21 protein-coding genes are annotated in these 25419 nt (G+C 67.1%); 1 reads left to right on the plus strand and 20 read right to left on the minus strand.

The annotated features are described in order from the left end of the window. Window positions 1–12: 12 nt before the first annotated feature. Together argJ and secA are read right to left on the minus strand one after the other, a co-directional pair. Window positions 13–1254, minus strand: coding sequence for a bifunctional glutamate N-acetyltransferase/amino-acid acetyltransferase ArgJ (gene argJ / locus KPB06_RS21985; RefSeq protein ID WP_059580860.1), 1242 nt, complete (start codon window positions 1252–1254; stop codon window positions 13–15). Between the two features lie 144 nt (window positions 1255–1398). Beyond that, a complete protein-coding gene (secA, locus tag KPB06_RS21990) occupies window positions 1399–4197 on the minus strand; it encodes a preprotein translocase subunit SecA (RefSeq protein ID WP_059580857.1) in 2799 nt (932 codons plus the stop codon). Between the two features lie 256 nt (window positions 4198–4453). On the opposite strand from secA, the gene KPB06_RS21995 reads away from it, so the two are divergent. Further along, complete coding sequence (locus KPB06_RS21995) at window positions 4454–4930, plus strand: DciA family protein (RefSeq protein WP_059580855.1); 477 nt, start codon at window positions 4454–4456, stop codon at window positions 4928–4930. An 80-nt stretch (window positions 4931–5010) separates the two neighbouring features. Here KPB06_RS21995 and lpxC read toward each other — a convergent pair whose 3' ends face one another. The 18 genes from lpxC to coq7 all read right to left on the minus strand — a co-directional run bounded on the left by lpxC (window position 5011) and on the right by coq7 (window position 25382). Then, complete coding sequence (gene lpxC / locus KPB06_RS22000; protein ID WP_059580853.1) at window positions 5011–5928, minus strand: UDP-3-O-acyl-N-acetylglucosamine deacetylase; 918 nt, start codon at window positions 5926–5928, stop codon at window positions 5011–5013. Window positions 5929–6168: 240 nt separating this feature from the next. Further along, window positions 6169–6675: a peroxiredoxin gene (locus KPB06_RS22005; RefSeq protein ID WP_059580848.1), complete on the minus strand. Its 507-nt coding sequence runs from the start codon at window positions 6673–6675 to the stop codon at window positions 6169–6171. Window positions 6676–6863: 188 nt separating this feature from the next. After that, entirely contained in the window at window positions 6864–8060 is a 1197-nt protein-coding gene (gene ftsZ / locus KPB06_RS22010) for a cell division protein FtsZ (RefSeq protein WP_021159911.1), read from the minus strand. 116 nt (window positions 8061–8176) lie between these two features. Further along, the gene (gene ftsA, locus KPB06_RS22015; protein ID WP_006487138.1) at window positions 8177–9409 is read right to left on the minus strand and encodes a cell division protein FtsA; all 1233 of its coding nucleotides are present in this window, start codon (window positions 9407–9409) and stop codon (window positions 8177–8179) included. A 26-nt stretch (window positions 9410–9435) separates the two neighbouring features. Continuing rightward, complete coding sequence (locus KPB06_RS22020; RefSeq protein WP_034186356.1) at window positions 9436–10188, minus strand: cell division protein FtsQ/DivIB; 753 nt, start codon at window positions 10186–10188, stop codon at window positions 9436–9438. A gap of 19 nt (window positions 10189–10207) precedes the next feature. After that, window positions 10208–11149, minus strand: a complete 942-nt coding sequence (locus tag KPB06_RS22025) for a D-alanine--D-alanine ligase (protein ID WP_034206326.1) — start codon at window positions 11147–11149, stop codon at window positions 10208–10210. Window positions 11150–11233: 84 nt separating this feature from the next. Continuing rightward, window positions 11234–12631: a UDP-N-acetylmuramate--L-alanine ligase gene (gene murC, locus KPB06_RS22030; RefSeq protein ID WP_059580845.1), complete on the minus strand. Its 1398-nt coding sequence runs from the start codon at window positions 12629–12631 to the stop codon at window positions 11234–11236. Then, window positions 12628–13731, minus strand: a complete 1104-nt coding sequence (murG, locus tag KPB06_RS22035; RefSeq protein ID WP_059580842.1) for an undecaprenyldiphospho-muramoylpentapeptide beta-N-acetylglucosaminyltransferase — start codon at window positions 13729–13731, stop codon at window positions 12628–12630. The genes murC and murG overlap by 4 nt, the downstream gene beginning before the upstream one ends. A 121-nt stretch (window positions 13732–13852) precedes the next feature. Continuing rightward, entirely contained in the window at window positions 13853–15136 is a 1284-nt protein-coding gene (gene ftsW, locus KPB06_RS22040; protein ID WP_059580840.1) for a putative lipid II flippase FtsW, read from the minus strand. Beyond that, the gene (gene murD, locus KPB06_RS22045) at window positions 15133–16641 is read right to left on the minus strand and encodes a UDP-N-acetylmuramoyl-L-alanine--D-glutamate ligase (RefSeq protein ID WP_059608821.1); all 1509 of its coding nucleotides are present in this window, start codon (window positions 16639–16641) and stop codon (window positions 15133–15135) included. The genes ftsW and murD overlap by 4 nt, the downstream gene beginning before the upstream one ends. Before the next feature lie 28 nt (window positions 16642–16669). Beyond that, window positions 16670–17839 (minus strand): phospho-N-acetylmuramoyl-pentapeptide-transferase, encoded by a 1170-nt coding sequence (gene mraY / locus KPB06_RS22050; protein WP_006477019.1) that lies wholly within the window; start codon window positions 17837–17839, stop codon window positions 16670–16672. A gap of 16 nt (window positions 17840–17855) precedes the next feature. After that, window positions 17856–19262, minus strand: coding sequence for a UDP-N-acetylmuramoyl-tripeptide--D-alanyl-D-alanine ligase (locus KPB06_RS22055; RefSeq protein ID WP_059580834.1), 1407 nt, complete (start codon window positions 19260–19262; stop codon window positions 17856–17858). Further along, entirely contained in the window at window positions 19259–20797 is a 1539-nt protein-coding gene (locus tag KPB06_RS22060) for a UDP-N-acetylmuramoyl-L-alanyl-D-glutamate--2,6-diaminopimelate ligase (RefSeq protein WP_059580831.1), read from the minus strand. The genes KPB06_RS22055 and KPB06_RS22060 overlap by 4 nt, the downstream gene beginning before the upstream one ends. Further along, entirely contained in the window at window positions 20794–22641 is a 1848-nt protein-coding gene (locus KPB06_RS22065; RefSeq protein ID WP_059580829.1) for a peptidoglycan D,D-transpeptidase FtsI family protein, read from the minus strand. Before KPB06_RS22065 ends, KPB06_RS22060 begins: the two co-directional genes overlap by 4 nt. After that, window positions 22638–22979 (minus strand): cell division protein FtsL, encoded by a 342-nt coding sequence (gene ftsL, locus KPB06_RS22070; RefSeq protein ID WP_059580826.1) that lies wholly within the window; start codon window positions 22977–22979, stop codon window positions 22638–22640. Before ftsL ends, KPB06_RS22065 begins: the two co-directional genes overlap by 4 nt. After that, window positions 22976–23917, minus strand: a complete 942-nt coding sequence (gene rsmH / locus KPB06_RS22075; RefSeq protein WP_059581194.1) for a 16S rRNA (cytosine(1402)-N(4))-methyltransferase RsmH — start codon at window positions 23915–23917, stop codon at window positions 22976–22978. Before rsmH ends, ftsL begins: the two co-directional genes overlap by 4 nt. 23 nt (window positions 23918–23940) lie before the next feature. Next, on the minus strand, window positions 23941–24369 hold the full coding sequence (gene mraZ, locus KPB06_RS22080; protein ID WP_006487094.1) for a division/cell wall cluster transcriptional repressor MraZ: 429 nt from the start codon (window positions 24367–24369) through the stop codon (window positions 23941–23943). Between the two features lie 386 nt (window positions 24370–24755). Beyond that, on the minus strand, window positions 24756–25382 hold the full coding sequence (gene coq7 / locus KPB06_RS22085) for a 2-polyprenyl-3-methyl-6-methoxy-1,4-benzoquinone monooxygenase (RefSeq protein WP_060312576.1): 627 nt from the start codon (window positions 25380–25382) through the stop codon (window positions 24756–24758). Window positions 25383–25419 lie beyond the last annotated feature (37 nt).

The following is a 25419-nucleotide window of genomic DNA, read 5'->3' on the forward strand; positions in this document are numbered from 1 at the left end:
GAGCGCTCCCGATCAGGAGCGGTAATCCGCGTTGATGCTCACGTAATCGTGCGACAGGTCGCACGTCCAGACGGTGGCCTCCGCATCGCCGCGCCCCAGCAGCACGCGGATCGTGATCTCGCTCTGCTTCATCACGCGCTGGCCGTCTTCTTCCTGGTAGGCCGGATTGCGGCCGCCTGCCTTCGCGACCAGCACGTCGTCGAGATAAAGATCGATCTTGCCGACGTCGAGATCCGCAACGCCCGCATAGCCGATCGCCGCGAGAATCCGGCCGAGGTTGGGGTCGGATGCGTAGAAGGCCGTCTTCACGAGCGGCGAATGGCCGATCGCGTACGCGATCTGGCGGCATTCGGCGACGCTCCTGCCGCCTTCGACCTGCACCGTCATGAACTTCGTCGCGCCTTCGCCGTCGCGCACGATCAGTTGCGACAGCACCTGCGCGACTTCCGTCACCGCGTCGCGCAGCGCCGCATAGGCGGGCGAATCGGTCGACGTGATCGCGGGCAGCGTACTCTTGCCCGACGCGATCAGGATGAACGAGTCGTTCGTGGACGTGTCGCCGTCGATCGTGATGCAGTTGAACGAGCGGTCGGCGACTTCCTTCACGAGCGTGTCGAGCACCGGCTGCGCGACGTTCGCATCGAACGCGAGGAAGCCGAGCATCGTCGCCATGTTCGGCTTGATCATGCCCGCGCCCTTGCTGATGCCCGTCAGCGTGACCGTGTGGCCGTCGATCGCCACCTGGCGCGACGTCGCCTTCGGCAGCGTGTCGGTCGTCATGATCGCCTGCGCGGCGTCGAACCAGTTCGCGGCCTTGCGGTTCGCGAGCGCGGCCGGCAGGCCGGCCTTCAGGCGATCGATCGGCAGCGGCTCGAGGATCACGCCGGTCGAGAACGGCAGCACCTGCGCCGGCTCGATGCCGGCCAGACGCGCGAGTTCCGTGCAGGTTTCGCGTGCGTTCACGAGGCCCGGCTCGCCGGTGCCCGCGTTCGCATTGCCCGTATTCACGACCAGCGCGCGAATGCCCGCGCCGCCGGCACGCACCTTCGCCAGGTGCTCGCGGCAGACGGTGACCGGCGCAGCGCAGAAACGGTTTTCGGTGAACACGCCCGCGACCGTCGCGCCTTCGTCGACGGAGATGACCAGCACGTCCTTGCGATTCGGCTTGCGGATGTTCGCTTCCGCCCAGCCGAGCGTGACGCCGGCGACGGGATGGAGTTGGGCGGGATCGATCGACGGAAAATTGACAGCCATGGGGCACACCTGCCGGATGGAAAATGCCGGCACGTGCCGGCATCGATTGGAAGAACCGGCGGCCGCACGCGCGGGCCGCCACAACTCACGTCACTGACTGGAAGCTGCGAACGACGCGGCGCGCGTGATGCGCGCCGCCGCCGATCATGACAGCTTCCCGTGACATTGCTTGTACTTCTTGCCGCTGCCGCACGGGCACGGATCGTTGCGGCCGACCTTCGGCATTTCGCCGCCGGGCCCGCTGTGCGTCATCGCGCTGCCGACCATGTCGGCCGTCGCCGTGGCCGCCGCGGCTGCCGTGACGTTCGCCACCGGCGCGCCGGCGTCCGCGTAATCGGCATGCTGGTATTCGACGTTCTCGAGATGACCGCTGCGCTCCTCGATCTGCTCGGCGGCTTCCTCGAGCTGCTCCGGCGACTGGATCTGCACGTTCATCACGATGCGCGTGACTTCCTGCTTGATCGCGTCGAGCATCGCGGCGAACAATTCGAACGCCTCGCGCTTGTACTCCTGCTTCGGGTTCTTCTGCGCGTAGCCGCGCAGATGGATACCCTGGCGCAGGTGGTCGAGCGCCGCGAGGTGCTCGCGCCACAGGCGGTCGACCGTCTGCAGCATCACCGAGCGCTCGAACGCGCTGAACGATTCGCGGCCGACCATCGCGACCTTCGCCTCGTACTGCTCGTCGGCGGCCGTCGTCACGGCGTCGAGGATCTCGTCGGCCGTGATCGACGACGACTCGTTCACCATTTCCTGGATCGCGAGATCGAGCTGCCAGTCGTTGCGCAGCGCTTCCTCGAGCTCCGGCACGTCCCACTGCTCCTCGATGCTGCCTTCCGGCACGAACTGGCGGACGACTTCGGTGATCACCCCGTGACGCATCGCGGTGATCGTCTCGGTGATGTCGTGCGCTTCGAGCAGTTCGTTGCGCTGCTGGTAGATCACCTTGCGCTGGTCGTTCGACACGTCGTCGTATTCGAGCAGCTGCTTGCGGATGTCGAAGTTGCGCGCCTCGACCTTGCGCTGCGCCGATTCGATCGACCGCGTGACGATGCCGGCCTCGATCGCCTCGCCTTCCGGCATCTTCAGGCGATCCATGATCGAGCGCACGCGGTCGCCCGCGAAAATGCGCAGCAGCGGATCGTCGAGCGACAGGTAGAAGCGCGACGAGCCGGGGTCGCCCTGACGGCCCGCACGGCCGCGCAGTTGGTTGTCGATCCGGCGCGATTCGTGGCGCTCGGTGCCGATGATGTGCAGGCCGCCCGCGGCCTTCACCTCCTCGTGCAGCGTTTCCCACTCGTCGTGAAGCTGCTTGATGCGGCGTGCCTTCTCGTCGGCCGGAATCGAATCGTCGGCCTCGATGAACGCCGCCTGCTTCTCCGCGTTGCCGCCGAGCACGATGTCGGTACCGCGGCCGGCCATGTTGGTCGCGATCGTGATGCGCTTCGGACGGCCGGCTTCCGCGACGATCGCCGCTTCACGCTCGTGCTGCTTCGCGTTCAGCACTTCGTGCGGCAGCCCCGCCTGCTTCAGCAGGTGCGACAGCAGTTCGGAGTTCTCGATCGACGTCGTGCCGACCAGCACCGGCTGGCCGCGCTCGTAGCAGTCGCGAATGTCGCGGATCACCGCGTCGTAGCGCTCCTTGGCCGTCTTGTAGATCTGGTCCTGCTTGTCGATCCGCTTCGGCGGGCGGTTGGTCGGGATCACGACCGTCTCGAGGCCGTAGATCTCGTTGAATTCGTACGCTTCGGTGTCCGCGGTACCGGTCATGCCGGCAAGCTTCGCGTACATCCGGAAGTAGTTCTGGAACGTGATCGACGCGAGCGTCTGGTTCTCGCTCTGGATCTTCACGTGCTCCTTCGCCTCGACCGCCTGGTGCAGGCCGTCGGACCAGCGGCGGCCGGCCATCAGGCGGCCCGTGAATTCGTCGACGATCACCACTTCGCCGTTCTGCACGACGTAGTGCTGATCCTTGTGGAACAGCGTGTGGGCGCGCAGCGCCGCGTACACGTGATGCATCAGCGTGATGTTCTGCGGCGCGTACAGGCTCTCGCCCTCGCCGATCAGGCCCCATTCGGCGAGCAGGCGCTCGGCCTTCTCGTGGCCCGATTCCGTCAGGAACACCTGGCGCGACTTTTCGTCGAGCGTGTAGTCGCCCGGCTTCTCGACGCCCGTGCCGTCGGCCTTCTCTTCGCCGATCTGGCGCTCGAGCAGCGGCGGCAGTGCGTTCATCCGCACGTACAGCTCGGTGTGATCCTCGGCCTGACCCGAAATGATCAGCGGCGTACGCGCCTCGTCGATCAGGATCGAGTCCACTTCGTCGACGACGGCAAAATTCAGCGCCCGCTGCACGCGCGCGTCGGTCTCGTAGACCATGTTGTCGCGCAGGTAGTCGAAGCCGAATTCGTTGTTCGTGCCGTACGTGATGTCCGCCGCGTACGCCTGCTGCTTCTGGTCGTGCTCCATGCCGGACAGGTTGATGCCGACCGACAGACCGAGGAAGTTGTAGAGGCGCGCCATCCATTCGGCATCGCGCTGCGCGAGGTAGTCGTTGACGGTCACGACGTGCACGCCGCGGCCAGCCAGCGCATTCAGGTACACGGGCAGCGTCGCGACGAGCGTCTTGCCCTCGCCGGTGCGCATTTCCGCGATCTTGCCGTAGTGGAGCACCATGCCGCCGATCAGCTGCACGTCGAAGTGGCGCATCTTCAGCACGCGGCGGCTTGCCTCGCGACAGACCGCGAACGCTTCGGGCAGCAGCTTGTCGAGCGACTCGCCGGCCGCGACCCGCTGGCGGAATTCGTCCGTCTTGCCGCGCAACTGGTCGTCCGTCAGCTTCTCGATCTGCGTTTCGAGCGCATTGATCGTCGCGACGGTCTTTTGGTATTGCTTGACGAGCCGCTGGTTGCGGCTGCCAAAAATTTTCTGGAGAAAACCGGTTGTCATCGGATCGGATCCTGCGTCGCAGCACCGGCGCCCGGCGCGTGTTGCGCGCCCCGGCGCCCGAGCCTCGGCGGCTTAGCGAATTAGTGGACTCAAACGTCGAATTTTAGCACGCGGGGACGCATGCGCCCGCGTCCCGGCCGGACGGCCATCGCGCGCCGGGGCCGGGCGGACAGGGGCGAAAGCCGCGCGTGCGCGAGCCGGCGCGAGTACAATCGGCTGCAACCTCCGCGCGCGTGCGCGCTCGAAGAAAGCCTCGATGAACCGATTTTCCAAGCGTTTCGGCCCGCTCGCCGCCTATCGTCCGCAACCCGTGTCCGAAGTGCTCGGCCGCACCGACGCGTTCGCGGCGTTGCGCGCCGGCGTCGAGCAGATCGCGTCGCTGCAGCGCGACCTCGGCGCGTGCCTGCCCGATTATCTGGCGAATCACGTCGAACCGGGCTTCATCAAGGACGGCACCCTGACCCTCTTTGCCGCACACAATGCGCTGGCAGCACGGCTGCGGCAGGTCGAAATGCGGCTGCTCGGCGATCTCCAGAAGCGCGGCTGGCCGGTGACGACGCTGCGGGTGCGCGTGCGGCCGAAGGACGCGCCCGAACCGCCACATGTGAAGCAGGCGCGGATGACCTCGGCCGGCGCCGCCGCGTTGCGCGACCTCGCCGATCACCTCGAACCGTCGCCGCTGCAGGCGGCGCTCGCGCGGATGGCGGCACGGCACGGCGCGAAGCCGCGTTGATCGCCAGGACCGCAGGCGGCGGCCAGCCAATAAAAAAGCGACCCGAGGGTCGCTTTTTTATCGCTTGCACTGAACGCAGCTCACGCGAAGGCCGTCTGCGCGTCGAACGCAAACCCCTTCGGCGCCGCCTGCGGATCGTCGAACGTCACGATCTCGTACGCGTCTTCGTGCGCGAGCAGCTCACGCAGCAACGCGTTGTTCAGCCCGTGGCCCGACTTGTACGCGGTGTACGACGCCAGCAGCGGGTGGCCGATCACGTACAGGTCGCCGATCGCATCGAGCATCTTGTGCTTCACGAACTCGTCGTCGTAGCGCAGCCCGTCGTTGTTCAGGATCCGGTACTCGTCGAGCACGATCGCGTTGTCCATGCTGCCGCCGCGGGCGAGACCCAGCTCGCGCATCATTTCGACTTCATGGGCAAAACCGAACGTGCGCGCGCGCGCGATCTCGCGTACGTACGACGTATTCGCGAAATCGACCTCCAACTCCTGGCCGGTCTTGTCGACGGCCGGGTGACGGAAGTCGATCGTGAACTTCAGCTTGAAGCCGAAATACGGATCGAGACGCGCGAACTTGTCGCCATCGCGAATTTCGACCGGCTTCTTCACCTGGATGAAGCGCTTCGGCGCGTTCTGCTCTTCGATGCCGGCGGATTGAATCAGGAACACGAAGGACGCGGCGCTGCCGTCCATGATCGGGATTTCCTCGGCCGTCACGTCGACATACAGGTTGTCGATGCCGAGGCCGGCGCACGCCGACATCAGGTGCTCGACCGTCGACACGCGCGCGCCATCCTTCTGCAGCACCGACGCGAGCCGCGTGTCGCCGATCGACATCGCGGAGGCCGGAATATCGACGGGCGTGGGCAGGTCGACGCGCGAGAACACGATACCCGTGCCCGGCGCGGCCGGACGGAGCGTCAGTTCGACCTTGCGGCCCGAGTGGAGACCGATACCGACGGTCTTCACGATGGATTTGATGGTGCGCTGCTTCAACATGGTCTTCTTCGTCTTGATTGAGGATATCAATCAGGAGTTATATTCGATAGGCGCGATTATAGCGTAATTCCCAATTCAACGCTGTCTGAAACTGCGTATCAATCTGTTTCGACTGTTTACCCGCGCCGATACGGGACGGGCCGATGCCCGGAACGGAGGCGTTTCCGGTCATCGACCCGTGTTACAACTGCCCTGAGGCCGGCGAGCAGCGTTGCCGGAAGGCAACGGCGCGCCGCACGATCAGGACGTCAACGTCGCGAGCACACTCGCCGCATCGCTCACTTCGAATTTGCCCGGCGCCTCGACGGCCAGCGTCTTGACCACACCGCCGTCGATCACCATCGCGTAGCGCAGGGAACGAATTCCCATGCCACGCGCGGACAAATCCTGCGTCAGCCCCAGCGCATGAGTGAAAGCCGCGCTGCCGTCCGCCATCATGCGCACCTTGCCCGCGGTGTGCAGATCACGTCCCCATGCGCCCATCACGAATGCGTCGTTGACGGACACGCACCAGATCTCGTCGATACCCGCCGCGCGCAGTTGCTCGGCGTGCTCGACGTAGCCCGGCACATGCTGCGCCGAGCAGGTCGGCGTGAACGCGCCCGGCAATCCGAAGATCACCACTCGCTTTCCCGCAACCTGGTCGCGCACGCTGAAGGCATTCGGCCCCAGCGTGCACCCTTCGCGCGCGTCGTCGACGAACTCGAACAATTGCGCGTCGGGCAGCGCGTCGCCCACTTGAATCATGGCTGGTCCCTCATAGCGATACGGTTTTTCAGCGTGTCGCGGACAGCACGGCCCATCCCGCTCCGCTCAAGCGAAGAGGGCACCTTTCCCGGCCCGGCGTCGCATCCGACGCGGCCTGTCGTGGTCCGTGGCATCCGTCACGCCGGCGATACCGCGGCGGTGTCGCCGCGGCTTCGCCTGTGTTTGCGTCAGTCAGCCTGCTTGCGCAGGAAAGCCGGGATGTCGTACGTGTCGACCCCCTTCTCCTGCAGCGCCTGCACGTGCGATGCCGCGGTTTCGCGCGAGTTGCGCCACACCGCCGGCGTATCGAGCGCGCCGTAGTCGGCCGTGCTGACGTGATGCGCCGGCGCATAGCCGTGCGACACCGCGCTGACCGGCTGGTTGTCCGTACCCGTGCGCAGCAGCGTCATCGGTGCCGACTGCTGCTTCTTCGCCGCACGGCCCAGACCCGTCGCCACGACCGTCACGCGCAACGCATCGCCCATCGCGTCGTCGTACACCGCACCGAAGATCACCGTCGCATCTTCCGCCGCGTAGCTCTTGATCGTGTTCATCACTTCGCGCGTTTCCGACAGGCGCAGCGAACGGCTCGACGTGATGTTGACCAGCACGCCGCGCGCGCCCGACAGATCGACGCCTTCGAGCAGCGGGCTCGCCACGGCCTGTTCCGCCGCGAGGCGCGCGCGATCGACGCCGGCAACCGTCGCCGTGCCCATCATCGCCTTGCCCTGCTCGCCCATCACCGTCTTCACGTCCTCGAAGTCGACGTTCACGAGGCCGTCGACGTTGATGATTTCCGCGATACCCGCCACCGCGTTGTTCAACACGTCGTCCGCGCACTGGAAGCACTTGTCCATCTCGGCGTCGTCGCCCATCACGTCGAACAGCTTGTCGTTCAGCACGACGATCAGCGAGTCGACGTGATCCTCCAGTTGCTGCGAGCCTGCTTCGGCGACGCGCATGCGCTTGCCGCCTTCGAACTCGAACGGCTTGCTGACGACACCGACCGTCAGAATGCCCATCTCCTTCGCGATCTGCGCGACCACCGGCGCCGCGCCCGTGCCCGTGCCGCCGCCCATGCCGGCCGTGATGAACACCATGTGCGCGCCGCGCAGTGCGTCGGCGATGCGCTCACGCGCCTCTTCCGCTGCCGCACGGCCCATTTCCGGCTTCGCACCGGCGCCAAGACCCGTGTTGCCGAGCTGGATCACCGACGATGCGCGCGAACGCGACAGCGCCTGGGCGTCCGTGTTCATCACGATGAAATCGACGCCCTGCACGCCGCGGTTGATCATGTGCTGGACGGCATTGCCGCCAGCGCCGCCAACGCCGACCACCTTGATGATGGTGCCGTTGGTCTCGGTTTCCAGCATTTCGAATTCCATGTTGCCTCCGTCAAGAGAATGACTGCTACTCGGCCGTTATTCGGCAGGAGATCGGGCAACCCCCTGTCGCGCGCCAGCCGCCGGCACCAGCGCGAATTTCGATTCGGTTCGACTCGTCAGAAGTTGCTCAGGAACCACTCCTTCATCCGCGAGAACACCTGCCCGGCGTTGCCGGACTGCACGGCGACCTTGCGGCCGCGCATGCGCTGCGCACTGCCTTCGACGAGCAACCCCATCGCCGTCGAGTAGCGCGGATTGCGCACGACGTCGGAGAGGCCGCCTGCATATTCCGGCGCGCCGATGCGCACCGGTTTCAGGAAAATGTCTTCGCCGAGCTCGACCATGCCCGGCATCATCGACGCGCCGCCGGTAATGACCACGCCGGAGCTCAGGAGTTCTTCGTAACCGGACTCGCGCACGACCTGCTGCACGAGCGAGAACAGTTCCTCGACGCGCGGCTCGATCACGGCCGCGAGCGCCTGGCGCGACAGCGTGCGCGGGCCGCGTTCGCCGAGGCCCGGCACTTCGACCATTTCGTCCGGATCGGCGAGCGCCTGCTTCGCGATCCCGTAGCCGACCTTGATGTCTTCCGCATCCGGCGTCGGCGTGCGCAGCGCCATCGCGATGTCGCTCGTGATCTGGTCGCCGGCGATCGGAATCACCGCTGTGTGGCGGATCGCGCCTTCGGCGAAGATCGCGATGTCCGTCGTGCCGCCGCCGATGTCGACCAGCACCACGCCGAGATCCTTCTCGTCTTCCGTCAGCACCGCCAGCGACGACGCGAGCGGCTGCAGGATCAGGTCGTTCACTTCCAGCCCGCAGCGGCGCACGCACTTGACGATGTTCTGCGCGGCGCTCACCGCGCCCGTCACGATGTGCACCTTCACTTCCAGCCGGATGCCGCTCATCCCGATCGGCTCGCGCACGTCTTCCTGGCCGTCGATGATGAATTCCTGCGTGAGGATGTGCAGCACCTGCTGGTCGGTCGGGATGTTGATCGCCTTCGCGGTCTCGATCACGCGCGCGACGTCCGTCTGCGTGACCTCCTTGTCCTTGATCGCGACCATCCCGCTCGAGTTGAAGCTGCGGATATGGCTGCCCGCGATCCCCGTAAACACGTTGGTGATCTTGCAGTCGGCCATCAGCTCGGCTTCCTCGAGCGCGCGCTGGATCGACTGCACGGTGGCCTCGATGTTGACCACCACACCTTTCTTCAGACCCTTCGACTCGCTCTGGCCGAGACCGATCACCTCGTAGTGGCCCTCGCCTTTCAGCTCGGCGACGATGGCCACTACCTTCGACGTGCCGATGTCGAGGGAAACCAGCAGATCCTTGTAGTCTTTGCTCATAAAGTGCTCTTGCGTGTGATCTCTCGTTACTTCTTGCGCTTGTCGGTATCGGTGAGGAACCGCATGCCTGCCGCGCGAATCGCGAATCCGTTCGGATAACGCAGATCCGCGTACTCGATGTCGTTGCCCCAACGCTCCGTGACGGCCGGCCACGCGGCCACCAGGCGCTGGCTCCGGTCATGCAGCGTGTCGCTGTTGCGTTCCTTGCCCAGCTCGACCTGCATGCCGTTCGACAGCTTCACCGTCCACGCGTACCGCGCCGACAGCGTCACTTCTTCCGGCGCCGCCTTCAGCGGCGCAAACCATTTCCCGAAGTCGCGATACCGCGTGACGACTTCCTTCGCACTGCCTTCCGGGCCGTCGAACGCCGGCAGTTCCTGCTCCAGCTCGCCCTGGTTCGCGGTGAACAGCTCGCCGTCGACGCTCACCAGCTGATCGCTGCCCCAGGTCCCGAGCGGCTTGTACTCCTCGAGCGTGACAGCCAGCGCATTCGGCCACACCCGGCGCACGCTCGCGTGACGCACCCACGGCATCTGCTCGAACGCGGCACGCGCCGCATCGAGATCGACCGTGAAGAAATTGCCCTTGAGCCGGCCGACCACGCCCGCGCGCACTGTCGGCGAGTTGATGTGCTCGGTGTCGCCGTCGATCCGGATTTCCCGCAGCGCGAACGTCGGGCGCTGGATCAGCCAGTAGCAGCCGGCCGCCGCCAACACGAGCAGCAGCAGCGCGTACAGCGCGCTGGCGGCAAGGTTGAGTTGGCGAACGTTGTTCCACATACGTCGTTCCGTTCCTGCGTCAGTCGTTGAGCGTGAGCGACAACACCTTCACGACCAGCTCCGAATAGCCGATGCCGACCGCGCGCGCGGCCTTCGGCGGCAGCGAGTGGTCGGTCATCCCGGGGGCCGTGTTCACTTCCAGGAAATACGCATTGCCGGCCGCGTCGAGCATGAAATCCGCACGGCCCCAGTCGGTGCAGCCGAGCACGTCGAACGCGCGGCGCGCGATGCGCTTCAATTCCGCCTCCTGTTGCGCCGGCAGGCCGCACGGGATCAGGTACTGCGTATCGTCGGCGACGTACTTCGCGTGGTAGTCGTAGAACTCGCCCGCCGGCACGATCTTGATCAGCGGCAGGTCGAGATCGCCGGCGATGCACGCGGTGTATTCGCCGCCGCCTTCGATGCTCTTCTCCACGATCACGATCTTGTCGTGCGTCGCGGCTTCCGCGAGCGCGGCCGGCAGCGCGTCGGCCGTCTTCACCTTCAGGACCGCGACGCTCGAGCCTTCGCTCGCCGGCTTCACGAACAGCGGCAGGCCGAGCTTCGCGACAATGTCGGTCGCGCGCGCGGCCAGATCGTCGCCGCGCATCACCGTCTCGAACGGCGGCGTCGGCACGCCCGTCTGCTGCCACACGAGCTTCGTGCGGAACTTGTCGAGGCCGAGCGCCGACCCGAGCACGCCGCTGCCCGTGTAGCGGATCCCGTAGAAATCGAGCGCGCCCTGGATCTGGCCGTTCTCGCCGTAGCCGCCGTGCAGCGCGTTGAACGCGCGCACGAAGCCTTCGTCCTTCAGCGCCGACAGCGGCCGCTCGGCCGGGTCGAACGGATGCGCGTCGACGCCCGCGTCACGCAGGCCCTGCAGCACGAGGCGGCCCGAGGTGAGCGACACCTCGCGCTCGGCGGATTCGCCGCCGAACAACACCGCCACCTTGCCGAAGCGTTTCGGATCGATTCCGCTCATGCCGACCTCCGCCGGGCCGCCCCAAGGAGGCTGACCGCCCCCGCGGGGGGCAGCGAACGAAGTAAGCGTGGGAGTCGTTTCATGTCATGCCTTCTGTTCAGTGTGTTGCACGAGCTTCGCCGGCACGCCGCCGATCGAACCCGCGCCCATCGTGATCACCACGTCGCCGTTCTGCGCGACTTTCGCCAATGCGTCCGGCACGTCGTCGACCGTCGCGACGAACACCGGGTCGACCTTGCCCGCCGCGCGCAGCGCACGCGACAGCGCGTCGCCGCTGGCCGTCGGGATCGCGGCCTCGCCGGCCGCGTAGACTTCCGTCAGCACCAGCGCATCGACCGTCGACAGCACGTTGACGAAATCGTCGAAGCAGTCGCGCGTGCGCGTGTAGCGGTGCGGCTGGAACGCCAGCACGAGGCGGCGGCCCGGGAACGCACCGCGCGCGGCCGCGATCGTTGCGGCCATCTCGACCGGGTGATGGCCGTAGTCGTCGATCAGCGTGTACTGGCCGCCGTCCGCGCTCGGCACTTCGCCGTAACGCTGGAAGCGCCGGCCGACGCCGTTGAATTCCGCCAGCGCCAGCTGGATCGCGTCGTCCGACACGCCGAGATCGGTCGCGATCGCGATCGCCGCGAGTGCGTTCTGCACGTTGTGCAGGCCGGGCATGTTCAGCACCACCGCGAGCGGCGCGCGACCTTCGCGGATCACGTTGAAATGCATCCGGCCGTCGCGCGCGTCGATGTCCTCCGCGCGCACCTGCGCGTCCGGCGACAGGCCGTAGCGCACGACCGGCTTCGAAATGAACGGAATGATCTGCCGCACGTTCGGATCGTCGACGCACACCACCGCGCTGCCGTAGAACGGCAGGCGCTGCGTGAACTCGATGAACGCCTGCTTGAGCCGCGCGAAATCGTGGCCGTAGGTGTCCATGTGGTCGGCGTCGATGTTCGTGATGACTTCGATCACCGGATACAGATTCAGGAACGACGCGTCCGACTCGTCGGCCTCGGCGACGATGAAGTCGCCCGTGCCGAGCCGTGCATTCGCGCCGGCGCTGATCAGCCGGCCGCCGATCACGAACGTCGGGTCCAGCCCGCCCGCCGCGAGCACGCTCGCGACGAGGCTCGTCGTCGTGGTCTTGCCGTGCGTGCCGGCGATCGCGATGCCCTGCTTCAGGCGCATCAGTTCCGCCAGCATCACCGCGCGCTGCACGATCGGCACGCCCTGGTGGCGAGCGGCCAGCACTTCCGGATTGTCCGAACGCACGGCCGTCGACACGACGACCGCGTTCGCGCCCTCGATGTTCGCCGCGTCGTGGCCGATCGCGATCCGCGCGCCCAGCGCCGCGAGGCGATCGGTCACCGCGTTGCGCGACAGGTCCGAGCCGCTGACCGCGTAGCCGAGGTTGACGAGCACTTCGGCGATGCCGCTCATGCCCGCGCCGCCGATCCCGACGAAATGAATGTGTTTGACGATGTGTTTCATTGCAGTTGTTCCAGGTTCGCGCCGGCCGCCTTCGCGCACACACGCGCGACTTCGTCGGTGGCCTCGGGCTTCGCGAGCGAGCGCGAACGTTCCGCCATCTCCGCGAGCGATGCCCGCGACTGGCCGCGCAGCCAGTCGGCGAGCAGTTCCGCCGACAGGTCGCGTTGTTGCACCAGCACGGCCGCACCGGCATCGGCGAGGAACGCGGCGTTGGTCGTCTGGTGATCGTCGACCGCGTACGGGAACGGCACGAATAGCGCCGCCACGCCCACCGCCGCGATCTCCGACACCGTCATCGCGCCCGACCGGCAGATCACCAGATCCGCCGCCGCATACGCGGCCGCCATGTCGTCGATGAACGGCACGAGCCGCACGTCTTCGCCGGCCGCGAAACCGGCCGCTTCGTAATTCGCCTTCAATGCATCGATGTGCTTCACGCCGGCCTGGTGCACGACGCGCGGGCGCTCGCCCGGCGCCAGCAGCGCCAGCGCGCGCGGCACGACTTCGTTCAGCGCGGCCGCCCCGAGGCTGCCGCCGACGACCAGCACGTTCAGCGGGCCGCTGCGCGACGCATAGCGCGCCTGGGGCGGCTCGGTGTGCGCAAGTTCCGCGCGAATCGGGTTGCCCGTCCATTCCGCGTGCGGCAGCGCGCCGGGGAACGCGACGAGCACGCGCTTCGCGAGTTTCGCGAGCACCTTGTTCGTCAGGCCCGCGATCGAATTCTGTTCATGCAGCACGAGCGGACGCCCCGACAGCGCGGTCATCACACCCGCCGGGAACGTGATGTAGCCGCCCATCCCGAGCACGACGTCCGGCCGCACGCGGCGCAGCGCGCCGAGGCTCTGCCAGCATGCGCGCAGCAGGTTGACCGGCAGCGTCAGCTTGGTCTTCAGGCCCTTGCCGCGCAGCCCGCCGAACCGCACGTACTCCATCGGAATGCCGTGCTTCGGCACGAGCGTCGCTTCCATCCCGGCCGGATTGCCGAGCCATACGACGCGCCAGCCCGCCGCTTCCATCCGGTGCGCGACCGCGAGCCCCGGGAACACGTGGCCCCCGGTGCCGCCTGCCATCACCATCAGCGTGCGTTGCGACGCGGTCATACCTTCCCTCCCCGCATCAGCAAGAATGAACGCATGTTTTGGCTACGGCCGCTTCGCTTAACTTCGCGCGCTTCGCGCACGAAGTTAGCCTTCACCGAAATCGCGTACTGACGCGGGGAGGTCATACCTTCCCTCCCCGCATCAGTACGCGATTTTCGTAATCGACCCGCAGCAGCACCGCGAGCGCGACGCAGTTCAGCAAAATGCCCGAACCGCCGTAGCTCACGAGCGGCAGCGTCAGGCCCTTGGTCGGCAGCAGCCCAAGGTTCACGCCCATGTTGATGAACGTCTGCGCGCCGAACCAGATGCCGATGCCCTTCGCCATCAGGCCCGCGAACGTGCGATCGAGCGCGAGCGCCTGGCGGCCGATCTCGAACGCGCGGCGCACGATCCAGTAGAACAGCAGAATCACGACCAGCACGCCGATGAAACCGAGCTCCTCGCCGATCACCGCGAGGATGAAGTCGGTATGCGCTTCCGGCAGGTAGTTCAGCTTCTCGACGCTACCGCCGAGACCGACGCCGAACCATTCGCCGCGGCCGAACGCGATCAGCGAGTGCGTGAGCTGGTAGGCCTTGCCCTGCGCGTAGCGTTCGTCCCACGGATCGAGATACGCGAAGATCCGCTCGCGACGCCACGGCGACAGCCACACGAGCATCGTGAACGTGCCGACCGCCGTCGCGACGAGGCCGCCGAACAGCTTGCCGTTCACGCCGCCGAGGAACAGCACGCCCATCGCGATCGCGGCGACCACCATGAACGCGCCCATGTCGGGCTCGAGCAGCAGCAGCGCGCCGACGAGACCGACCGCGAAGGCCATCGGCAGGAAGCCCTTCGCGAAACTCTGCATGTATTCCTGCTTGCGCACCGTGTAGTTCGCCGCGTAAATCGTCACCGCGAGCTTCATGATTTCCGATGGCTGCATGTTCGTGATGCCGAGCGGAATCCAGCGGCGCGCACCGTTCACGCCCTTGCCGACGTGCGGAATCAGCACGATCACGAGGCCGACGAGCGCGATCAGGAAAAGATGCGGCGCGTATTTATCCCAGGTCGACACCGGCACGCGGAACGCGATCACCGCCGCGCCGAACGCGACGCCGAGCGACACGCAGTGGCGCATCAGGAACGCGTAATCGTGATACGACGCGTATTTTGGCGAATCGGGCATCGCGATCGACGCCGAATACACCATCACGACGCCGAGCCCGAGCAGCGCGATCGCGACCCACAGCAGCGAATAGTCGAAATCGAGCATCCGCGAACGGGTCGGACGCACGCCGTTGACGACGCTGGCGAGGCCGCCCGTCGCGGCGCGCGTGGCCGATGCGACGCGGCCGCCCGCGGCGTTGCCGCCGGTGTCGCGTCGGTCGTTGAAACGGGAGACGAGGCGATCGGACCAGCTCATGGCGTCGCTCCTTTGTCGATGGCGATGGCGTCGACCGCCGCGCGGAACACTTCCGCACGATGGGCGTAGTTCCTGAACATGTCGAGGCTCGCGCACGCGGGCGACAGCAGCACCGCATCGCCAGGCTCGGCCAGCTCGGCCGCCGCGTGCACGGCGCCTTCGAGCGTCGCGTGGTCGGCGAGCGGCACGCCCGTTTCGGCGAGCGTGTCGCGCAGCGCCGGCGCGTCGCGGCCGATCAGCATCACCGCGCGGCACCAGCGCGCGACCGGCGCGACGAGCGGCGCGAAATCCTGCCCCTTGCCGTCGCCGCCCGCGATCAGCACGGTCTTCTGCGCGAGCCCGTCGAGCGCGGCCACCGTCGCGCCGACGTTCGTCCCCTTGCTGTCGTCGACGTAGTCGACGTCGTCGATCGTCGCGATCACTTCGACGCGATGCGCTTCGCCGCGGTATTCGCGCAGCGCGTGCAGCAGCGGCGCGGCCGGCAGATCGATCGCGCGAGCGAGCGCAAACGCGGCCAGCGCGTTCGCCGCGTTGTGCAGCCCGCGGATGCGCAGCGCGTCGACCGGCATCAGGCGCTTCTGCGCGATGTCGGGCGTGTGCGCGGCGTCGCGCTTGCGCCGGCGGGTCGTCGCCTCATCCGGCGCGTCGCGATCGACGGCCTCCACCAGCCACGCGATGCCGTTGTCGCGCGACAGCCCGTAGTCGCCGTCCTGCGTCGGCTCGTTCAGGCCGAACGTGACCGTGCGCGGCGCGTCGGCCGCGCCGGCTGCCGGCGCGAACTTCATCACGGCCGCGTCGTCGCGGTTCAGCACGCGCGTCGTCGTCGCGCCGAAGATCCGGCCCTTTGCCTGCGCGTACGCGTCGAAGCTGCCGTGCCAGTCGAGGTGGTCCTGCGTGATGTTGAGGATCGCGGCCGCATCGGGCGCGAACGTGCGTGCGGTCTCGAGCTGGAAGCTCGACAGTTCGAGCACCCAGACGTCCGGCAACGCGGTTTCGTCGATCGCGCTCGCGAGCCGGTCGAGCATCGCCGGGCTGATGTTGCCCGCGACGGCGACCTTCTTGCCCGAGCGCTGGCACAGCAGGCCCGTGAGGCTCGTCGTCGTGGTCTTGCCGTTGGTGCCGGTAATCGCGAGCACCTTCGGCTGGTAGCCGCTCGTGCCGAGCGCGCGCAGCGCCTGCGCGAAGAATTCCAGCTCGCCCCATACCGCGATGCCGCGCTCGTTCGCGGCCGCGACCAGCGCCGCGAGCGCCGGCTCCAGCGGCGACAGCCCGGGGCTCAGCCCGACGATCTCGACGCCGCCGTCGAGCAGCGCGGGCGTGAACGCCCCGCCGACGAATTCCGCGTCGATGCCTTCGGCCTGCAGCGCGGCAAGGTTCGGCGGCGCCTCGCGGGTATCGGCAATACGCAGCCGGCACCCGTGCCTCGCGCACCATCGCGCGATCGCAAGACCCGATTCCCCGAGCCCCAGTACGAGCACCATCGGCCGTTGCCGATCTCCAAACATCTCGCCAGACATCCTTGTTACCTTTCCTTTACCGCAGCTTGAGGGTGGTCAGACCGAACAGGCACAGCATCAGCGTGATGATCCAGAAACGCACGACCACCTGCGTTTCCTTCCAGCCGGACAATTCGAAATGGTGATGCAGCGGCGCCATCTTCAGCAGGCGCCGGCCTTCGCCATAACGCTTCTTCGTGTACTTGAACCACGACACCTGCAGCATCACCGACAGCGTTTCCGCGACGAAGATGCCGCCCATGATGAACAGCACGATTTCCTGGCGCACGATCACCGCGACCGTGCCGAGCGCGCCGCCCAGCGCCAGCGCGCCGACGTCGCCCATGAACACCTGCGCGGGGTGCGTGTTGTACCAGAGGAACGCGAGCCCGGCTCCGCCCATCGCGGAACAGAAGATCAGCAGTTCGCCCGCGCCGGGGATGTGCGGAAACAGCAGGTATTTTGAATAGACCGCGCTGCCCATCACGTACGCGAACACACCCAGCGACGCGCCGACCAGCACGACCGGCATGATCACGAGGCCGTCGAGGCCGTCGGTCAGGTTCACCGCGTTGCTCGCGCCGACGATCACGAAGTAGGTCAGCACGATGAAGCCCCACACGCCGAGCGGGTAGCTGATCGACTTCAGGAACGGCAGCATCAGGTCGGCGCGCGCCGGCAGCCCCATCGACAGGCCGCTCCTCACCCACGCCATGAACAGGTCGAACACGCGCACGTTGTTCGCCTCGGACACGCTGAACGCGAGATAGACGGCCGCGAACAGTCCGATCACCGACTGCCAGAAATACTTCTCGCGCGACGACATCCCGCGCGGGTCCTTGTGGACGACCTTGCGGTAATCGTCGACCCAGCCGATCACGCCGAAACCGAACGTGACGAGCATCACGATCCAGATGAAACGGTTCGTCAGGTCGCCCCACAGCAGCGTCGCGACCGCGATGCCGATCAGGATCAGCACGCCGCCCATCGTCGGCGTGCCGGACTTGACGAGGTGGGTCTGCGGGCCGTCCTTGCGCACGGCCTGCCCGACCTTCATTTGCGTCAGCTTGCGGATCACCCACGGTCCGCACACGAGCCCGATCCCGAGCGCGGTGATGGTGGCCATCACCGCACGGAACGTGAGGTACGTGAACAAGCGCAAAAAGCTTGCGTCTCCTTGCAGCCATTGCGCCAGCGCCAGCAGCATGCTTCCTTCCTTCTACTCAGTGTGCGGCGGGCACCGTGCCCGCCGCGGGTTGGTTCGTCAGCGCGTCGACCACGCGCTCCATCTTCATGTACCGCGAGCCCTTCACGAGCACCGTCGCCTGCGCGCCGTAACCGGCCGCGAGCAGCGCCGACACGAGCGCGCCGACGTCGCCGAAATGGCGTGCGGTGTCGCCGTAGGCCGTGCATGCGTCGCGCGATGCGTCGCCGAGCGCGAACAGCGCGTCGATCCCGCGTTCGCGCGCGTACGCGCCGATCTCGCGGTGGAAGGCCGGCCCTTCGTCGCCGACCTCGCCCATGTCGCCGATCACCAGCACGCGCGGCGCCGGATGCGCGGCGAGCACGTCGATCGCGGCGCGCATCGAATCCGGGTTCGCGTTGTACGTATCGTCGACGACCGTCGAGCCGGCGAGGCTGCCGACGCTCGCCTGCTTCACCTGCAGCCGGCCCTTGACCGGTTCGAACGATTCGAGCCCCTGCCGGATCGCCGACAGCGCGACGCCGGCGCCGAGCGCCGCGGCCGTCGCGGCGAGTGCGTTGCGCGCGTTGTGTTCGCCGAGCGCGCGCAGCCGCACCGTGACGGCACCCGCCGGCGTGTCGATCGCGAGTTCGCCGCCGTGCAGGCGACCGACGACCTGCGCGTCGTTCTGCCGTTCGGCGTCGTGCAGCGCGAAATCGAGGATCCGGTTGCCGGTCGCCGCGACGCGCCAGATGCTTGCGTACGCGTCGTCGGCCGGGAACACCGCGACGCCGTCCGGCGGCAGCGCATGGATCACGGCTGCGTGTTCGAGCGCGACGGCTTCGACCGTCGCCATGAATTCCTGGTGCTCGCGCTGCGCGTTGTTGACGAGCGCGACCGTCGGCGCGGTAAGACGCGCGAGGACTTCGGTTTCGCCCGGGTGGTTCATGCCGATCTCGATCACCGCGAGACGATGCGCGGCCGACAGGCGCAGCAGCGTCAGCGGCAGGCCGACATCGTTGTTCAGGTTGCCGGCCGTCGCGAGCCGCGCGTCGGCGCCTACCGCCGCCGCGAGGATCGACGCGATCATTTCCTTGACGGTCGTCTTGCCGTTGCTGCCCGTCACCGCGACGAGCGGCAGCGGGAACCGCATCCGCCAGCCGTGCGCGAGCGCGCCGAGCGCGGCACGCGTTTCGCCGCCTTCGATCATCGGCATCGCGATGCCCGCCGACGCGTGCGCGACGAGTGCCGCGGCCGCTCCGCGCGCGGCGACGTCGCCGAGAAAGTCGTGCGCGTCGAAGCGCTCGCCCTTCAGCGCGACGAACAGGTCGCCCGGGCCGACCGTGCGGCTGTCGGTCGACACGCGATCGAACGTGACGCCCGCGTCGCCGTGGACGGTGGCGCCGGGAATCAGGCGGGCGGCTTCGCCGAGACTGAGCATCGTCATTCGGCGCCTCCCTTGCCGTGCGTCGCGCGCGCCGCGAGCGCGAGCCGTGCGTGGTCCTGGTCGGAGAATGCGCGTTTCTTGCCCATGATTTCCTGCGTGGCCTCGTGGCCCTTGCCGGCCAGCACGACGACGTCCTCGCGTGCGGCACCGCGCACGGCCTGCAGGATCGCGCTCGCGCGATCCTCGATACGGCGTGCGCGATCGGGTGCGGTCATGCCCGCGACGACCTGATCGATGATGCGCTGCGGATCTTCGCTGCGCGGGTTGTCGCTCGTGACGACTGCTTCGTCGGCAAGCCGCTCCACGATCGCGCCCATCAGCGGGCGCTTCGTCGCATCGCGATCGCCGCCGCAGCCGAACATGCAGATCAGCCGGCCACCGCGCGCCGCGGCGATCGGGCGCAGCGCATCGAGCGTCTTTTCGAGCGCATCGGGCGTGTGTGCGTAGTCGATCACGACGAGCGGTTCGTCGTTCTGCAGCCGGCCGCCAAGCCGCTGCATCCGGCCGTTGACCGACTCGAGCCGCTCGATCTCGGCGAGTGCCGCGTCGAACGGCACGTCGGCCGCGAGCAGCGAACCGAGCACGGCAAGCAGGTTGCTGACGTTGAACGTGCCGAGCGTGCCGACCTCGACGTCCGCGTCGCCCCACGACGAACGCAGGCGGAATGCGGTACCCGTCGCGGTGGCGCGCACGTCGAGCGCGACCAGCGCGCGATCGGCGTCGGGCGCCGGTGCGTCGCCGATTCCGTACGCGATCGTGCGCACGCGGCCGGCCAGTTTCTCGAGCAGGCGGCGGCCTGCCGCGTCGTCGCGGTTGATCACCGCCGCGCGCAGGCCGCGCCATGCGAACAGCTTCGCCTTCGCGGCCTCGTACGCGTCGAACGTGCCGTGATAGTCGAGGTGATCCTGCGTGAGGTTCGTAAACACCGCGATGTCGAACGCCGTTCCGTTCACGCGCCCCTGGTGCAGCGCGTGCGACGATACTTCCATCGCCACGGCCTGCGCGCCCGCGTCGCGCAATTGCGCGAGGCTGCGCTGCAGCTGCGGCGCGTCGGGCGTCGTGAAGCCCGTCGGCACGAGCTGGCCGGGCATCCCGGTGCCGAGCGTGCCGATCACCGCGCACGGCTCGCGCAGCGCCGTCAGTGCGGTGGCGATCCATTGCGTGCACGACGTCTTGCCGTTCGTGCCCGTGACACCGATCGCGAGCAGGCTGTCGCTCGGATCGCCGTACCAGCCGCTGGCGATCTCGCCGGCGAGTTGATCGAGCGCCGGCACCGCGAGCGCGACGGGTACGGCCGGCGCGTCGACCAGCCCTTCCGGCTGATACAGCACGGCGGCCGCGCCGCGTGCGACGGCGTCGGCCATGAAAGCGCGGTTATCTGCCCCGTCGACCGCATACGCGACGAACACGTCGCCAGCCTCGAGGCTGCGCGTGTCGGCATGCAGTTGCGCCGCGGGGGCCACATGCTGACGCAGCCACGCGAGCGCGGCTGCGATCTGCTGATGCGCCGGATGGGAACTGCGGGCGGCGCTCATCGAACAACTCCTGGTGAATTACGGGTCGTGCTGGATACGATCATATGCTTCGCGCCGCCCCCCGTAGCCAGCTTTTGCGGGCCTTTTGCGGCGGCGGAATCCGGCGAATCGCCGGACACGACGAGCTGCTTGATCGGCATGTTCGGCGGGACGTTCAACGCGCGCATCGTGTCGCCGGCGATCGCCGAGAATACGGGGCCCGACACCTGGCCACCGAAGTGGCTGCCGGCCGTCGGCTCGTCGACCGACACCGCGATCACGACGCGCGGGTTCGGCATCGGCGCCATCCCGACGAACGACGCGCGGTACTTGCGCGTGTAGCCGTGGCCTTCGTGCTTGTACGCGGTGCCGCTCTTGCCGCCGACGCGATAGCCCGGCACGGCCGCATCCGGCGACGTGCCGCCCGGCGCGACGACCGTCTCGAGCATCGCGCGTACTTCGCGCGCGGTGGTCGGGTTGAACACCTGCGTGCCCGCGATCGGCTGATTGGGGTCGGTCTTGAAAATGGTCACGGGCATCAGCTCGCCGTCGTGCGCGATCGCCGTATACGCCCGCGCGAGCTGGAACAGCGACACCGACAGGCCGTAGCCGTACGACATCGTCGCCTGCTCGATGCGGCGCCAGCTCTTCCACGGCCGCAGGCGGCCGGCCACCGCGCCCGGGAAGCCGACCTTCGGCGCCTGGCCGAGGCCGATGCTCGTATACATGTTCCACATTTCCTCGGGCCGCATCGTCATCGCGATCTTCGTCGCGCCGATGTTGCTCGACTTCTGGATCACGCCGCCGACCGTCAGCGTGCCGAAGCCGGCGTCATCGGTAATCGGCGCGCCGTCGAGCACGAAATGCCCGTTGCCCGTCTCGACGAGCGTGTTCGGCGTCACGCGGTGCAAGTCGAGCGCGAGCGATACCGTAAACGGCTTCATGATCGAGCCTGGCTCGAACACGTCGGTCATGATCCGGTTGCGCAACTGCTCGCCGGTCATGCGCGAGCGGTCGTTCGGGTTGTACGTCGGATAGTTGACGAGCGCGAGCACTTCGCCGGTACGCACGTCGACGACCATCGCCGCGCCGGCCTTCGCCTTGAACTTCTCGACGGCGGCCTTCAGGTTCGCGTACGCGATGTACTGGATCTTGCTGTCGATCGACAGGTCGACGTCGGTGCCGTTGTGCGGCGGGATCTGCTCGGCGACATCCTCGACGATGTGCCCCATCCGGTCCTTGATCACGCGACGCATGCCCGACGTGCCGGACAGCATCTTCTGGTCGCCCAGCTCGACGCCTTCCTGCCCTTCGTCCTCGACGTTCGTGAACCCGATCAGGTGAGCGGTGATCTCGCCTTCCGGGTAGAAGCGCTTGTATTCGTTGCGCTGATAGATGCCGGGAATGTCGAGCGCGGCGACCTTGTCCGCGACGTCGATCGGCACCTGGCGCTTCACGTAGACGAAGCCCTTGTCTTCCGACAGCTTCACGCGCAGTTCCTTCGGCGTCATGCCGAGGAGCTTGCCGAGCTGGTTGATCTTGTCGGCGTCGAGATCGTCCGGCACCGCGTCGGGAATCGCCCAGATCGCGCGCACGGGCAGGCTCGTCGCGAGCACGAGCCCGTTGCGGTCGAGGATCTTGCCGCGCGTCGCGGGCAGTTCGATCGTGCGCTGGTAGCGGCTTTCGCCCTGCTTCTGATAGAACGCGTTGCCGGGCCCCTGGATCCAGAACGCCCGCGCGGCCAGCGCGACGAACGCCATGAACAGCAGGAACACGACGAGCTTCGAGCGCCACATCGGCAGATGCACGCCCAGCACCGGGCTCGACGAGAACTTCACGTTCTGGCGCTTCGGGGACGGCTTCATCGCGCGCCTCCCTTGCCCTTGCCGGCCGTGTCGGCCGACGCCGGGATCGGCGCGTCGATCGCCTTCGCGGCGCCCGGCGGCAGCGTCAGGTATTGCGTGCGGCCCGTCGAGATCGCCTGCATCTTCAGCGAATCGTTCGCGAGCTGCTCGATGCGCGACGTCTTCGACAGCGCGCTCTGCTGATATTGAAGCTGCGCGTAGTCCTGCTGGAGCTGACGCTCCTGCGACTGCGCGCGCTGCAGCTGGATGAAGATCTGGCGTTGCTGGTTCGTCGAGTTGACGACCGACAGCGCGCAACCCATCACGATGATCAGCAGGAAGATATTGAGGCGGCTCATGGTGTGACGCGCTCCGCGATGCGCATCACGGCCGAGCGGGCGCGCGGATTCGCGGCGACTTCCGCGTCGCTCGGAAACTGGCGGCTGATGATCTTGAGCGGCGGGCTCGGGAGATCGACGGCACGGATCGGCAGGCGACGATCGACCGCAGGCGCACTCGCGTGCGCCTGCATGAATCGCTTGACGATCCGGTCCTCGAGTGAATGAAAGCTGATGACCACCAGCCGCCCCCCTTGCTCCAGCAACGACAGTGCCGCGTCTAGTACGACTTGCAGGTCCGCAAGCTCTTGATTGACGTGAATCCGTATAGCCTGAAAGGTGCGGGTTGCCGGATCCTTGCCCTTCTCACGGGTTTTGACGACGTGACCCACGATTTGGGCAAGCTCGCCCGTGGTGTCGAGAGGCCCAAGACGGTCGGACTCTGCCCGGCGAGCAACAAGCGCCTTTGCAATCTGAAAAGCAAACCGTTCTTCCCCATAATCCCGTATCACCTCCGTCAATTCCTGCACCGAAGCCCGCGCGAGCCATTCGGCCGCCGACTCGCCACGCGTCGGATCCATTCGCATGTCCAGCGGACCATCGGCGCGGAAACTGAAGCCGCGCGCCGGATCGTCCACCTGCGGCGAGGACACGCCCAGGTCCAGCAACACCCCCGACACCTTCTCGACGCCGCGCGCCGCAAGCGCGTCGCGCATCGATGCAAAGCTGTCATGCACGATCGAGAAGCGCGCATCCTCGATGCCCTGCGCCGTCTCGATCGCCCTCGGATCCTTGTCGAACGCGATCAGCCGCCCGGCCGCCGCCAGCCGCGCGAGCACCGCGCGGCTGTGACCGCCGCGCCCGAACGTGCCGTCGACATACACGCCGTCCGGCCGCGTCACGAGCGACTCGACCGCCTCATCCAACAGCACCGTCCGATGCCGCAATTCATTTCCCATCGCGGGCGTCTCCGTCACCGCAATCAGAACGTGAAATTCTTCAGCGCGTCGGGCATGCCCTGCGCCATCGCTGCCTGCTCCTTCGCGTTGTAGGTCTGCGAATCCCACAGCTCGAAGTGACTACCCATTCCCAACAACATGACTTCCTTTTCCAGTCCGGCTGCCATGCGCAGCTCGGGCGATACGAGAATCCGGCCCGCGCTGTCGAGATCGACATCCATCGCATTGCCGAGAAAAATTCGCCGCCACCAGTGCGCGTCCATCGGCAGCGCGGCGATCTTGGCGCGGAACACTTCCCATTCGGGGCGCGGAAACAGCAACAGGCAGCCGTCCGGGTGCTTGGTCACAGTCACCCGTCCTTCTGCCTGTCCTTGCAGCGCTTCGCGATAGCGAGCCGGCACCGACATCCGCCCTTTCGCATCGAGCGTCAGCGCCGACGCCCCTTGGAACACTTTCCGCTCTCCCGTTCAGGGCACCGAAGCACCCGCTCAATGCTGAGAATTTAGCCGGAACAGCCTGCTAAATCACACAAAAATACACTTTCTCACACTGTCTCCCACTTTAGTGGAAGGGTGTGGCACGGTCAAGGGAGCGGCCCGCTTTTTTGACGAATTTTGTTAGTTAGAACAAGGACTTACGCGCACAAGCTCATGCGACCCCTCATACCAAAAACCGTTATAAATGAATGAGCTAGTGCAACTTGTGAAGGTGATACGTGAGAAAGGCGGGCCAGACGGGCGTGCGGACGGGGCTTTCGGGGGCGGGAAAACGAGGAGTAAGCGGGCGATGCCGGAGGCGGCGAACCGGGGCGACGTCCCACGCCGCCCCGGCGCGAATCTCAGAGATAGTACGCGGTGCTCGTCATGACTTTCGACGCGGCACGCATCAGCATCCGCGCGGGCAGCGGCAGCTCGATCCCGCCGGCGTCGGTCGCGGCCTTGCCATGCTTCACTTCGTCGATCCGCATCTGGTCGACGATCGCGCGCGACGCGGCGTCGGTGGCCGGCAACTCCGACATGTGACCTTCGAGATGGCTCTCGACCTGCCGCTCCGTCTCGGCCATGAAGCCGAGGCTGACCTTGTCGCCGAGGGTGCCGGCCGCCACGCCGATCGCGAGCGCGCCGGCATACCACAGCGGGTTCAGCAGGCTCGGCCGCGAGTCGAGTTCCTTCAGCCGGTGCGCGGTCCACGCGAGGTGATCCTCCTCCTCGCGCGCGGCCTCCTCGAACATCGCCTTCGCCGACGCCGTGCGCGCGGTGAGCTTCTGCGCCTGGTAGAGCGCCTGCGCGCAGACCTCGCCGACGTGGTTCACACGCATCAGTCCGGCCGCGTGCGTGCGCTCGGCGGGCGTCAGTTCGACGTCCGGCGCATCGGCCGGCACGGGCACCGGCCGGCTCATCCGGCTAATGCCGGTCAGCGATCGCAGGCCACGATCGAATTCGCTGATCAGTTCATCCAACACCATCCTGTTCTCCTGGCTGCAGGTGCCGCTGCGCGCGGCA

The sequence above is a fragment of the Burkholderia semiarida genome (genome assembly GCF_029268935.1).
Taxonomy (GTDB): Bacteria; Pseudomonadota; Gammaproteobacteria; order Burkholderiales; family Burkholderiaceae; genus Burkholderia; species Burkholderia semiarida.